General features: G+C 64.9%; 9 protein-coding genes. 8 read left to right on the top strand and 1 reads right to left on the bottom strand.

Annotated features, from left to right (window positions below; all coding sequences use genetic code 11):
• Positions 1-361 precede the first annotated feature (361 nt).
• Positions 362-1,165 carry an N-formylglutamate amidohydrolase gene (locus tag DIE22_RS24730; RefSeq protein ID WP_124606288.1) on the top strand — a complete coding sequence of 268 codons (804 nt, stop codon included), beginning with the start codon at positions 362-364 and terminating at the stop codon, positions 1,163-1,165.
• Positions 1,166-1,253: 88 nt separating this feature from the next.
• The gene (locus DIE22_RS24725; RefSeq protein WP_124606287.1) at positions 1,254-2,255 is read left to right on the top strand and encodes a LysR family transcriptional regulator; all 1,002 of its coding nucleotides are present in this window, start codon (positions 1,254-1,256) and stop codon (positions 2,253-2,255) included.
• Here the strand turns inward: DIE22_RS24725 and DIE22_RS24720 are convergent.
• Positions 2,234-2,941, bottom strand: a complete 708-nt coding sequence (locus tag DIE22_RS24720) for a TetR family transcriptional regulator C-terminal domain-containing protein (protein WP_124499087.1) — start codon at positions 2,939-2,941, stop codon at positions 2,234-2,236. The two genes, DIE22_RS24725 and DIE22_RS24720, sit on opposite strands and share 22 nt — an antisense overlap.
• 417 nt (positions 2,942-3,358) lie before the next feature.
• Here DIE22_RS24720 and DIE22_RS24715 point away from each other — a divergent pair, with 417 nt between their 5' ends.
• From DIE22_RS24715 to putA, 6 genes are all read left to right on the top strand, one after another.
• The gene (locus DIE22_RS24715; protein ID WP_124606286.1) at positions 3,359-4,507 is read left to right on the top strand and encodes a branched-chain amino acid ABC transporter substrate-binding protein; all 1,149 of its coding nucleotides are present in this window, start codon (positions 3,359-3,361) and stop codon (positions 4,505-4,507) included.
• Between the two features lie 233 nt (positions 4,508-4,740).
• Positions 4,741-6,351 (top strand): L-glutamate gamma-semialdehyde dehydrogenase, encoded by a 1,611-nt coding sequence (pruA, locus tag DIE22_RS24710; RefSeq protein ID WP_124606285.1) that lies wholly within the window; start codon positions 4,741-4,743, stop codon positions 6,349-6,351.
• Between the two features lie 280 nt (positions 6,352-6,631).
• Positions 6,632-7,705 (top strand): ABC transporter ATP-binding protein, encoded by a 1,074-nt coding sequence (locus DIE22_RS24705; protein WP_124499084.1) that lies wholly within the window; start codon positions 6,632-6,634, stop codon positions 7,703-7,705.
• A gap of 245 nt (positions 7,706-7,950) precedes the next feature.
• Positions 7,951-9,213: an ABC transporter permease gene (locus DIE22_RS24700; protein ID WP_260426755.1), complete on the top strand. Its 1,263-nt coding sequence runs from the start codon at positions 7,951-7,953 to the stop codon at positions 9,211-9,213.
• Between the two features lie 4 nt (positions 9,214-9,217).
• Entirely contained in the window at positions 9,218-10,048 is an 831-nt protein-coding gene (locus DIE22_RS24695) for an ABC transporter permease (protein WP_124499082.1), read from the top strand.
• An 86-nt stretch (positions 10,049-10,134) separates the two neighbouring features.
• Positions 10,135-13,875, top strand: coding sequence for a bifunctional proline dehydrogenase/L-glutamate gamma-semialdehyde dehydrogenase PutA (gene putA / locus DIE22_RS24690; protein ID WP_124606283.1), 3,741 nt, complete (start codon positions 10,135-10,137; stop codon positions 13,873-13,875).
• Positions 13,876-13,881: the final 6 nt, after the last annotated feature.

Here is a 13,881-nt window from a genome sequence, read left to right as displayed (position 1 = left end):
ACGGCTTTCGATCGAAGCCGAAATGGTGCGTCTGCCGCGGTCGGCACACCCATCTGAATCTCCGCCGCGCACCCTTTCACGTGATCGGGCTGGCGGCGGGTACTCATACGTCGTGCTTGCGAGCTGCCTTCGATGATGCCGCGATCCGCAAGCCCGCATTCCGGTCGCGAATCGATCTTGGGGTGGACGAAATTGCATCGACGCTTCCCAACGGACGCTTATGCATAGATAAAGGCGCGCTTACGATATCGCGCCCGCCGGTCGCGACGCGTAGTGTTGACCGACGCGCGAACATGAACACGCGATGTCACCGGTGCGCGCCGCGTGACATGCGTGCGGACACGAAATCGAGGGCGACGCTATGTACGATGAGGCCGGCGGTCAGATCCATCGCGGCGACGGGCCGATACTGGTCGCGGCGCCGCATGTCGGGACGGCGATTCCGGAGGCGTTGCAGGCGCTGCGCGCGTGGCGCGCCGTCCAGGAGACGCCGGTGGATCCAGGCGGCGCAAGGCTGCAGGAAGCCGCCGCGGCGCGCGGGATTTCGTGCGTGGCCGCGCGCATGCATCCGTGCGTGATCGACGTCAACATGGCCGCCGACCGTCAGTCGCTTGCGTCCGAACTTGGCCGCAGCGCGCTGTGCCGGCCCCATTCCCCATCGGGGGAACGCCTTTACGGCGGGATGGCCGAGCTGTCGGAAGTCGAAGTGATGCGGCGCGTACGACAGTACTGGCAGCCCTATCACGACGCACTCGCAAGCGAATTGAAGCGACTGCGCGAGATCCATGACGACGTACTGCTCGTCGTGCCGCACGCAAGCTCGCGGCTTTCGCCGTTTCAACACCCGTCCGGCGCGTCCGATTGCAACGTGGGAACGAACCGCGGGGCATCATGCGACCGGCTCCTCGTCAGCACGCTGACGAAGTCGGTCAAGCGCGGCGGACGTTCGTGGGTCGTCAACGGCAAACTGGCCGATGCCTTCGCGGCACAGCACTATGGAATGCCTGCGGCAGGCATGCACGTCATCGAGCTGGAGATCGCCGGCAAGTGGCGGGCGGCGTGCGAGGCCGCACCTGTCGCCGAGTCGACCGCCGACGAGTTCGACAGGCTGCTCGGTCATCTGCTGGACGCGTTGTCGACGTTGGCGAATGCCGATGGTGCTTGAGCACGTGAATCGCGCGTCCGATTCGCGGCAAGGGCTTCAGGGCGACACCATCCCGTGCTACAGTCATCTGTCACTTTGATGCCCCACCATGAAAGAAAGCGGACCTGAACGGTATCCCGACTGGGATCTCCTTGCCAGCTGGCTGGCGGTCGTGGAGGCGGGTTCCATCTCCGATGCCGCCGATCGACTGAACATCTCGCAAGCCGGCGTGTCGCAGCGCATCAAGGCGCTGGAGACGCTGCTCGATACCACGCTGCTCGACCGTGCGACCCGGCCGGCGAGGCCGACCGCAGCCGGCCAGCGTCTGTTCGAGCATGCCGCAGCGCTGCTGCAGAGCGCGGACCAGATGGTGGAGAGCGTGCGCAACGTGTCACGGGCCAAGCGCGTTGTCGTGCGGCTCGGATGCGTGGATTCGTTTGCCGCGACGATCGGCCCGATCATCATCAAGGCGCTGTCGGGCGCATCGCATCAGATCCGGCTCTGGTCCGGCATCACGCCGGCGCTCGATGCGCAACTGGAAGCCCGTCAGCTGGACGTGGCCGTGACGACGAGCGGCACCACGCCGGCCACGGGCATTCGCAAGCAGAAGCTGTTTTCCGAGCCGTACTTCGTCGTGTTGCCCAAAGGCTTCGAAATCGATCATCTGACGACGCTGACCGAGTTGGGCAAGCATCTTCAGTTCATTCGCTACAGTGCGCGCTCGGTCATCGGCCAGCATGTGGATGCGTACCTCGCCGCGCATGCCGAGCACATCGAGCGATCGTGCGAATTCGATGCGACGGATCCGGCGCTCAGCCTCGTGGCCGCCGGGCTCGGCTTTGCGATCACCACACCGCTTTGCGTGTGGCAATCGCGTCACTATGTTCCGGACATCACCGTCGTGCCGCTCACGGCGTTCTCGCGGCACGGCCGGCCGTATGCAAGCCTCAGTCGTTCGTTTTACCTTTCATACCGCGAGAACGAGCTGGGCCATCTGCCCGCGGACCTCTACGATCTGCTTCGCCGTGCTTACGAACGTCAGGTGTCGCGCGATATCGCGCGGACGCTGTCGCTGAAGCCGGAAGACGTCTACCTGCCCGAAGCCGATTGATTCCCGCGCGCTCCGGCGCCGTCCGGCGTCTGTCGCCGGAGCGCGCCGCGCATGTTCATCCGCCACATCTGCCCGGTCGCATCGTCGATCATGCCGTGGAATATCCCGATCACTTCATCGATCGTGATGGTGCTTGCCACACGGTGCTCGATCCAGAGCCCGTGCACCAGCGCCATCGCCTGAATGGCCCAGATCGTGGCCATGGTCCTGTCGCACCCGGCGTTTCGCAGGTCGTGGATGAAGTTCGACCGCAGGCGCCGGGAAAAGGCGGTGCATAGCCGCCTCACTTCGTCGTCGTGCGCGGACGAACTCCACATGTGCGGCCAGACGTTGGCCGCGCCGGGGCTCAGGACTTCATCGCTGAAGCACATGTCCGCCGTGAATTTCATGCGCTCGACCGGGTCGGCGATGCCGCGCCGGCCGGCGGTGAGTTGTTCGCGCACGCGCCGGATGAGGTACACGAACGTCTTGTAGACCAGGTTGTTCTTGTTCTCGAAGTGGTGGTGCACCAGGCCGACCGACACACGGGCGTATTCGCTGACTTTCCGGATCGTCAGGTTCTCCAGCCCGACTTGCCCGACGACTTCGAGCGTCGAATCGATCAGCTTGAGGCGCATGCCCTCGTATTGCGCGGATTCTTCCTTGCGGCCGTCGGAAACGGTTCCGCGGCGGCTGCCATCTTCCATGATCGTGCTCCGTGCCGTCCCGATTGAATGCTGCTTGCCGTCATCCCGGGCGGAGCAGTGAAGGGTTCGCACGATGATAGCGCCGAATGCTCGTGACTGAACAAGTGTTCATGCCGATCCGGTGGCGATCGGTGCGTGCGTTTTTCAGTGGAATTGAACAACTGTTCATATATGTGCGCGTCGAATCGGCGGATGGATGGCAGAAAACGACAGATTACTGGTGTTTACGCGCATGCAGATCGTGCGTTTTTATTTTTGATATCAGGCGGATGGGCTATATAGTACATCGAGCCATGCAATCACTGAACAAATGTTCAGATTCATTGGCTGAGATGTGACCTTGTTAATAAGGGTCTGATGTGCGGGCGCGCCGTCACGGCGATCGATCTCCTTCCCTCTCTCTGCAGGACTGAACCCATGCTCAATTTTTCGCACAAGGCGCTCGCCACCGGCCTGAGCGCCATCGCGTTGTCCGTCGCCTGCGGCGCGGCCTACGGGCAACAGGTCGTCAAGATCGGCGTATCGAGTCCGCTCACCGGGCAGAGTGCGGCAAGCGGCAAGGACATCGAGAACGGCGTTCGCCTCGCGCTCGAGGAGGCGAATGCGCAGCACATCAAGCTGGGCGGCCAGGAGGTCCGTTTCGAGCTCGATGCGGTCGACGACCAGGGTGACCCGCGCATCGGCGTGCAGGTCGCGCAAAAACTCGTCGACGACGGCGTGGCCGCGGTGGTCGGCTACTACAACTCCGGCGTGGCGCTGCCGTCCGCGCCGATTTTCGCGAAAGCCGGCATTCCGCTGATCGATCCGGCGGCGACCAATCCGGCCATTACACGCCAGGGGTTGAAGACCGTCTTTCGCATCATTGCGACCGACGCGCAGAACTCCGGCAATGCCGGCAAGTACGCGGTGACCGTCACGAAGGCGCGGCGCATCGCGGTGATGGACGACCGGACCGCGTTCGGCCAGGGCGCGGTGGAGGAGTTCAAGAAGGCCGTCGCCGCGGCGGGCGGCAAGATCGAGCTGGCGGAATACACGAACGACAAGGCCGTCGAGTTCAACGCGCAGCTCACGAACGTGAAGGCCGCGCAGGCCGATCTGCTGTACTTCGGCGGTCTCGACGTGCAAGGCGGCCTCATCACGAAACGGATGCGGCAACTCGGCATGCGCACCCAGTTCGTCGGCAGCGGCGGCGTTGCCGACCGCATCTTCATCAACGACGCGGGGCCGGCCGCGGAGGGCGCGATGGCGTGGGAATACGGGCGGCCGATCGACTCGCTGCCGCAAGGCAAGGCGTTCATCCAGAAATACAAGAACCGGTTCGGTTCCGACATGCTGACCTATGCACCGTTTGCGTACGACTGCGCGTGGGTGGCGATCAACGCGATGAAGCAGGCCAATTCCGCGCAACCCGCCGACTTCCTGCCCGCGCTGCGCAACACGCACTACGACGGCATTACCGGAAAGATCGCATTCGACGCGAACGGCGACCTCAAGAACCCGACCTCGACGCTCTATCAGGTGAAGGGCGGCCGCTGGGTCCCGGTGACGACGATCGGAGCGGAGTAGGGCTGGTTCACGCCAATAGCCGGCCCCGGCATCGGCGTTCCATAACGATGTCCGATTCTTTGCATAAGTCGACATGAAGCAACGCGGGGCTTTTTTGGCAGCCACTACTCTCGAAACTGAAGTGACCGATCCGGGAAATGCTGCCGAAACCCGCGCCGAACACGGGGGAGAACCCGATGACGGATGCGGCTTCCCCGATCGGTTTTATCGAAACGATTTGACAAGGAGTGAGCGTGAGTTCAGGTGCACAATTTCCGCTGCCGGCCAATGAACCGGAAGTGTCGTTCCGCCCGGGAACCGAAGCCGCAGACGCACTGAGCAAGGCCCTCGGGCAACGCGAAGTCGTCGACATCCCGACCGTCATCGGCGGGAAGAAATATTTCTCGAACGATACGGTCGAGGTGCGCGCACCGCACGATCATCAACGCGTGCTGGCCCGCATCCACCGTCCGACCGAAGCGCAGGTGTCGGAAGCCATCGCGAGTTCGAAAGCGGTGGCGCGCGACTGGGCGAGCCTGACGCACGCCAGCCGCGCGACGATCCTGCATCGCGCCGCCGAAATCATCGCGACGCGTCTGCGCGTGAAGATCAACGCGGCGACGATGCTCGGCCAGAGCAAGACGATCGACCAGGCGGAGCCGGACAGCGCGTGCGAGCTCATCGACTTCCTGCGCTTCAATGCGTTCAATGCGCAGCGCGTGCACGCCGAGCAGCCGCTGTCGGTACCGAGCGCGGTCAACCGTGCCGACTGGCGGCCGCTCGAAGGCTTCGTGTATGCGGTCTCGCCGTTCAACTTCACGGCCATCGGCGGCAACCTGACGACCGCGCCGGCGATCATGGGCAATACGGTGCTCTGGAAGCCGTCCGAAAAGTCGGCGCTCGCGAATTACATTTTCTATGAAGCGCTGGAGGAGGCAGGCCTGCCGCCGGGCGTCATCAACTTCGTGCCCGGCGACGCCGAGATGACGACGCGTGTCGCGCTCGCTTCGCGCGATCTGGCGGGTATCCATTTCACGGGTTCGTCGGCGGTGTTCCAGTCGCTGTGGAAGGGTGTTGCTTCGAAGGTCGACGCGTTCCGCACGATTCCGCGTCTCGTCGGCGAAACGGGCGGGAAGGATTTCGTGCTGGCGCATGCGTCGGCGAAACCGTCCGAAGTCGCGATCGCACTCATTCGCGGCGCATTCGAGTACCAGGGCCAGAAGTGCAGCGCCGCATCGCGCGCCTATGTTCCGAGCAGCCTGTGGCCGGCGGTGAGCAACGAACTGCGCGAGCGCCTGGCGGAACTCAAGGTCGGCGACGTCGCCGACGCGAACACCTTCATGGGTGCTGTGATCTCGCAGGCGTCGTACCAGAAGCTCGCACGCGTGATCGGCGCGGCGAAGGAAGACAGCTCCGTGACCGTCGTGTCGGGCGGCAAGACCTGGTCGGATCCCGGCTACTTCGTCGAGCCGACCGTGCTGCAAGTCTCGGATCCGAAGCACGCGCTGATGACGGAAGAGCTGTTCGGCCCGGTCCTGTCGGTGTTCGTCTACGACGACAACGCATGGGCGGACACGCTCGAGCTCATCGATGCGACGAGCCCCTACGCGCTGACCGGCTCGATCTTCAGCACCGACCGCTTCGCGCTGCACCAGGCCGAAGCCGCGCTGATCAACGCCGCGGGCAACCTGTACCTGAACGACAAGCCGACCGGCGCGATGATCGGCCAGCAACCGTTCGGCGGCGGCCGGGCGAGCGGCACGAACGACAAGGCGGGTTCGTACCTGAACCTGCTGCGCTGGGCGTCGCCGCGCGTGGTCAAGGAAACGTACCTGCCGCCGCGCGAGTGGCGGTTCGGCGCATAAGCCCGGGTCAGGTTTGCCGCGCAGCTTTGCATGCGGTCAGGGTGCGAAGCATGGGGCCGGAGCCGATGCTGACGCAGGGCTCCGGTCGACGCAGGCGCGCGTGCGCCGACTCTGATCAATCGTGAAGCAAGGGATCGGAGCGACAGCTGAAGCGCCAACTCTGATCGACCGCGAAGCATGGGATCAGAGTAAAGCGCTGAAGCGCTAACTCTGATCGACCGCGAAGCATGGGATCAGAGTAAAGCGCTAAAGCGCTAACTCTGATCGACAGGAGAATACGATGTCGACGATCGTCTCATTCAAGAACGTCCAGAAGACCTACGACGGCGAAACGCTGGTCGTGAAAAATCTCAACCTCGAGATCGAGCAGGGCGAATTTCTCACGATGCTGGGGCCGTCCGGGTCGGGCAAGACGACCTGCCTGATGATGCTCGCGGGCTTCGAAACCGCCACGCATGGCGAGATTCTCCTCCAGGGAAAACCGATCAACCGGATTCCGCCGGAGCGCCGCAACATCGGCATGGTGTTCCAGAGCTATGCGCTGTTTCCGCACAAGTCGGTCGCGGAAAACCTCGCGTTTCCGTTGAAGGTCCGGAAGGTCTCCAGAAGCGATATCGACACGAAAGTGATGCGGGCGCTGCGGATGGTCAACATGGAGAAGTTCGCGCACCGCATGCCGGCGCAGTTGTCGGGCGGCCAGCAGCAGCGCATCGCCGTGGCGCGCGCACTCGTGTTCGAGCCGGCGCTGGTGCTGATGGACGAACCGCTCGGCGCGCTCGACAAGCAGCTGCGCGAGCAGATGCAGTACGAAATCAAGCAGATTCACGAGCAGAGCGGACTGACCGTCGTCTACGTCACGCACGACCAGGGCGAAGCGATGACGATGTCGGACCGGATCGCGGTGTTCAACAACGGGATCATCCAGCAGCTCGCGTCGCCGTCGGAGCTCTACGAGAAGCCCGCCAACGCCTTCGTCGCCCGCTTCATCGGCGAGAGCAACGAGCTCAACGGGGTCGTGTCGTCGCTCGACCATCCGCACTGCGTCGTTCGTCTCGACGGCGGTCAGGCGATCCATGCCAGCGCGAACGGCGGGATCCAGCTGTCGGGCAGCACCAGCGTGTCGTTGCGTCCCGAACGTATCGCCGTGGGCGAGCAGGCGCGCGGATGCGACAACGTGTTCAGCGCCGGCGTCAAGGACCTGATCTACTACGGCGACCACCTGCGCATCGTCATGCAGGTATGCGGCCGCGGCGATTTCATCGTGAAGCTGCCGAACGACGGCGCCGCGCGCAACCTGCGGATCGGCGACGCCGTCGATATCGGCTGGATGGCCGACGCGTGCCGGGCACTGTAACGTCGATGTAGCAGGGCCGGCGTCTCGCCGGAACACCGGGGCAATTCAGCGTGGAGACCGCGAAGCGAACCGGAATAAATTGTCTGGATTCCTTATCGTCATGCTCTGCACGGGCCGAGCCGGCGACCTGAACCAGAAGATTGCGGTCCGGCCGGCCCGGAAGTCACCGGACCGACTACTGCCCATACCAGGAGGCGCGGTTGCAACCGCCGAACATGATGATTCTTCCCAGTGATATGACGGTCATGACACACGGGATCGAGAACGTCGCCGTTCCCGATTCGAAGGCGCTCAAGGCCAAATTGCGCAGGACCGAACGTGCGGGTCAGATCAAGGCGATGCTGTTGATGTTTCCGCTGCTCGCCTTCCTGCTGGTGACGTTCCTCGTTCCGATCGGCAGCCTGCTGCTGAAAAGCCTGCGTGACCCGACGGTGTCGCGGGAACTGCCGCATACCGCGGCCATGCTGCGCGAATGGGAACCGAAGGCCGGCACGCTGCCGGACGAGCAGCTGTATGCGACGTTCGGGAAGGAGCTGGTCGCGAGCCGGGCAGGCGAGGGGCTCAGCCGCATCGCGTCCCGCCTGAACTACGACGAAACCGGGATGCGCGGCCTGCTGATGAAGACTGCCCGGCAGCTCGCGGACGACACGGCCGCGTCGGGCGGAACGTGGCGTGTGCGGATGGCGGCGATCGATCCGCGCTGGGATGAGCTTCGCACGTGGTCGACCATCAAGTACGCCGCGTCGCCCTGGACGTTCGGCTATTACCTGAAGGCCCTCGACTTCAAGCGCGACGAAACGGGCGAGATCGTCCGTCAGTCGCCGGGCGAGCGGCTGTATATCGGCGTGTTTCTGCGCACGGCCTGGGTCAGTATCGCGGTGAGCCTGCTGTGTTTGCTGTTCGGCTATCCGGTGGCTTATTTCCTGGCCAATATTCCGGCGCGATACAGCAACGTCCTCATGATCATGGTGCTGTTGCCGTTCTGGACGTCGATCCTCGTGCGCACGACCGCGTGGGTCGTCGTGCTGCAGACCAACGGTGTCCTCAACGACTGGCTGATCCGGCTCGGCCTCACCGATACGGCGCTGCCGCTGATCTACAACCGCTTCGGGGTGCTGGTCGCGATGACGCACATCCTGCTGCCGTACGCGATCCTGTCGCTCTACAGCGTGATGAAGGGCGTGCCGAACCTGTACATGAAGGCGGCGCGCTCGCTCGGTGCCGGCCCGATCCGGTCGTTCTTCCAGGTGTATTTCCCGCAGACGCTGCCCGGCGTCGGCGCGGCCGGCATGCTGACCTTCATCCTCGCGGTCGGCTACTACATCACGCCCGCGATCGTCGGCGGCCCGGAAGACCAGCTCGCGAGCTACTACATCGCGAACCACGTGAATTCGACGTTGAACTGGGGGCTCGCCAGTGCGTTGGCCACGATCCTGCTGGCAGGCGTGCTGATCGTGTACGGGATGTTCGTTCGACTGACCGGCGGTGCCGGCGTGAAGCTGGGGTGAAGCCATGTTCAATTTTCCTGCCTACGTGACGATCTGGGGCCGCGCGGGACGCTACGCGCACGTCGCGATCTCGCTCCTCGTGCTGCTGTTCCTGGTGCTTCCGGTCCTGGTCGTGATGCCGCTGTCGTTCAATTCGCAGCCGTACTTCACGTATCCGATGCCCGGGTTCAGCTTCCGCTGGTACGAGGAATTCTTCGACAGCGCCGAATGGATGTTCGCGCTTCGCAACACGCTGATCGTCGGCGTCAGCTCGACGCTGCTCGCGAGCCTGCTGGGCGTGCTGGCGTCGCTCGGCCTCATGCATCCGCGACTGAAGGGCAAGTCGTTCATCACCGGCGTGCTGGTCTCGCCGATGATCGTGCCGGTCATCATCACCGCGGTCGGCGTGTACTTCGCGTTCAGCCCGCTCGGACTGACCAGCAGCCTGCTCGGCCTGACGTTCGCGCACGCGGCGCTCGGCGTGCCGTTCGTCGTCGTGACGGTGACCGCCACGCTGGCGGGCTTCAACGAGACCCTGACGCGCGCCGGACGCAGCCTGGGCGCATCGCCGATGCGCGTGTTCTGGCAGGTCAAGCTGCCGATCATTGCACCGGGCGTCGTGTCGGGCGCGCTGTTCGCATTCGCGACGTCGTTCGACGAGATCGTCGTGGCGCTGTTCCTGACGGGCCCGGACCAGCGGACCGTCCCGCGGCAGATGTGGGCCGGCATCCGCGAGCAGCTGAGCCCGACCATCCTCGCCGTTGCAACCGTGCTCGTGGTCGTATCGACACTGCTGCTCGTCACGCTCGAATGGCTGCGGCGCCGCACCGAACGGCTGCGCGGGCAGGCCGGCTGAGTATCGCGTGTTTCCACGCGAGCGAAACACAACACATTGTCGAAGCAACGAGTGGGTCAATCAAAATGCTGACGGAATTCAAAGCAATGCAAACGGTCCCGACTGATTTGAGCGCGCTGCGCCGCAGAATCGTCGACGCTTCCTCGCTGGACGAGCAGGTCGTCGTGCAGGCGCTGATGCAGGAAGCAAAAATGGACGGTCCGACGCTCGCCAAGGCGCAAGCGCTCGCAGGGAAGCTGGCACAGGGCGTTCGCGATGCGCGCATCGACGCGGGCGGCGTCGATCTGCTCACGCAGGAATTCTCGCTGGACAGCCGCGAGGGGATCGCGCTGATGTGTCTCGCCGAAGCGATGCTGCGCATTCCGGATACGGAAACGCGCAACCAGCTGATTCGGGACAAGATCGTCGACGCGGACTGGCGCGCGCATCTCGGCAAGTCGCCGTCGTTCTTTGTCAATGCGACCGCGTGGGGCCTGCTGATTACCGGCAAGCTGCTGAAGAAGCCGGACGATGCCGCGCTGACCGAGGCGCTGATGAGCGTGCTCAGAAAGGGCGGCGAGACCGTGGTGCGGGCGGGAGTGGCCTACGCGATGCGGATGCTCGGCAAGCAGTTCGTCACGGGGCAGACGATCGAGGAGGCCATCGGGGTCGCGAAAAGCCACGAAGCCGGCGGGTATCGCTATACGTACGACATGCTCGGCGAAGCCGCGCTGACCGACGAGGATGCGCTCGCGTATTTCAATTCGTACAAGCATGCGATCGAAGCGATCGGGAAGGACGCCGGCGGACAGGGGCCGATCGAGGGCCCGGGCGTATCGGTGAAGATCTCGGGCCTGCACGCACGCTATGAACTGCCGCAGCGCGAGCGGGTCATCGCGGAGCTGTATCCGCGGCTGCTGCAGCTTGCGGAACTCGCGAAGCGTTACCAGATCGGTTTCCACCTCGACCAGGAGGAGTCGGCACGCTTCGACCTGACGCTCGAGATGCTCGAGCGGCTTTGCCGCGAACCGAGCCTGCGCGGATGGAACGGTATCGGCATTTCGCTCCAGGCGTATCAGAAGCGCGGGCGCGCCGTGGCCGACTGGATCATCGCGCTCGCTCGCGCGACCGGCCGGCGCATCAACATCCGCCTCGTGAAGGGCGCGTACTGGGATACCGAGATCAAGCTCGCGCAGGATGCGGGCGCGGCCGGCTACCCGGTGTTCACGCGCAAGGTGCATTCCGACGTCAGCTATATCGCTTGCGCGAAGGCGCTGCTGGCCGCGCCCGACGCGATCTTCCCGCAGTTCGCGACGCACAACGCGTTCTCGCTCGCCGCCGCGTTCACGCTGGGCGGGGACCAGGAATTCGAGTTCCAGTGCCTGCACGGGATGGGCGAAACTGTCTACGACCAGGTCGTCGGCAAATCGAAACTCGGGCGTGCCTGCCGCATCTACGCGCCGGTCGGGCCGCACGCGACGTTGCTGGCCTATCTGGTCCGGCGCCTGCTCGAGAACGGTGCGAACTCGTCGTTCGTGAACCAGATCGTCGACGAGGCGGTCAGCATCGACGACATCGTCGAGGATCCGGTCGCGCGCGCGGCGCGCACCGGCGGCCGGCCGCATGCCGGCATCGTCGCACCGACGGGCGTGCTGCCCGGGCGCGTCAACGCCGGTGCGCTGAGTTTCAGCCAGTCGGCGGAGTTCGATGCGGCCATCGCGGAACTGCGCGCGAATCGGCTGAGCGCACAGTCCATCGTCGCCGGCGTGTCGGACATCCATTCCGATGCAACCGCGCTGGTGTTCAGCGCGAGCGATTCGTCCGAGGTTATCGGCAGCGTGACTGCATGCCGACCGGACGCAGTGGCATCTGCACTCGCCGCCAGCGTGCAGGCGGCAGCCGCGTGGCGTCGGCAATCCGCGGGCGATCGCGCGGCATGCCTTGATTCGGTGGCCGACCGAATCGAGCAGAGCGCGTGCCGGCTCGGTGCGCTGCTGGTGCTGGAAAGTGGTGCAACGCTGGCGGAAGCGGCCGACGAGATTCGCAAGTCCGTCAACCTCTGTCGTCTGTATGCGTACCAGCTGAGAACGGACGGTCGCGTCGAAGCGGCGGAACCGCTCGGTACGGTCGCGAGCATCACGCCGTCGGCTTCGCCGCTGGCAACCGCGGTCGGTCAGATCGCGGCCGCGGTCGCGGCCGGCAATACCGTGATTGCCAAGCCGTCGTCGTCGGCCGGTTCGCTGGTCGCCCATGCGGCGGTCCGTCTGTTCCTGGAGGCCGGCATTCCCGACGGCGTCGTCCAGCTTCTGCTGGGCTCGGGACAGGAAGTCGGACGCGCGCTCGTCGCCGACCGCCGCGTGGCGGCCGTTCTTTTCACGGGCACGTCGCGTGTGGAGAAGGCGATCGCGTTGCAACTCGCACAGGCGTCGAGTGCCGCGAAGCTCGTCACGATCGTCGGCAGCGTGAACGCGCTGGTCGTGGACAGCTCGGCGCTGCCCGAACAGGTCATCTCCGACGCGATGGTGTCGGCTTTCAAGCATGCCGGGCAACTCGCGTCGTCGCTGCGCATCCTGTGCCTGCAGGACTCCACAGCGGAGATCGTGCTGCGGATGCTCACGGGGATGCTGAGCGAGCGGTGCATCGGCGATCCGCTGGATTCGGCGACCGACATCGGGCCGGTGGCGACACGCAAGCTGTGCGACCAGCTGGATAGCTACCTCGCGGACATGGCGCGCCGCGGATTCAAGGTCACCCGTGCCCGTGTATCGGGCGACTGTGCGAAAGGCCAGTTCGTTGCGCCTGCAATCGTCGATCTGGGCACCGTCGACGCGTTGCCGGGTGTCGATCTTGCGACCGCCGGCCCCGTGCTGCACGTCGTCCGTTGGAAGACCGGCGAAATGGACCGGCTGATGGACCGCCTCAACGCAATCGGATGCGGCGTGGTCGGGCTGCATACGCGCATCAACGAGGCCGCCGGCATGCTGCTGTCGCGTTCCACCGCCAACAGCGTATGCGTCAATCGCGCGATGCACAGTGCGTTCGTCGGCATGCAGCCGTTCGGCGGCGTGAACGCGTCGGGAACGGGGCCGATGATGGGCGGCCCGCTGACGCTGCTGGCACTCACCCGACAGATTCCCGATGCGTATGCGGGCGCGAACGGCCCGTTCGCGCCGTCGTCGAGGCTGAACAGCGAAAAGTTCTATGAGTTTCCGGCGCAGAACGGCGAAGGCCGCTTCGTGGCGCGGCAGGCCGCGCTTCAGCAAGCGAAGCAGGCGAGCCGTGCTCGGGTCGATGCGTTGTTCTCGCTGGCATCGGAGCGGCGCCTGGCGGCGGCCGACGTCATCGCGAATGCGGGCATGAAACTGTCCCGCCTGATTGCCGACACGGTTCCGATCGGCCTGCCGGCACTGACGGGCGAAGAGAACACGACGGAGGTGCTCGCCCGCGGCCAGGTCCTCTGCGCGGGGGCGTCGATGAGCAGCGTGATCGCGCAGGCCGTCGCGGCGACGGCGTTCGGCAACGAGGTGATCTTGCTGAAGTCGCCGATGGCCGGCGACGTGGCTGCCCGCCTCGCCGGACACTGCCGTATCGTCGACTCGGACGACGTGCAGCGGGTCGTTCGCGGTGAGATCGCCGGCGTTCGCCCGGCCGTCGTGCTGGTCGACGACGAAGCGCAGGCGGCATCGATCCGGGCCGCCGCCGCGGATGCCGGCGCCGTCGTGCTCGCGCCGGACGTTCACGGCATGTACGACTGGACCGGCCTCGTTCGCGAACGCGTGACGACGGTCAACGCGAGCGCTGCCGGCGGAAACACGCAGCTCATGGTGTTGAGCGAGGATTTCGCGTAGCCGATC

Origin of the sequence: Burkholderia sp. Bp9142, assembly GCF_003853415.1 — a bacterium.
GTDB lineage: Bacteria > Pseudomonadota > Gammaproteobacteria > Burkholderiales > Burkholderiaceae > Burkholderia.
The sequence above is the reverse complement of the archived record's forward strand: the minus strand, read 5'-3'. Positions and strand labels throughout refer to the sequence as shown.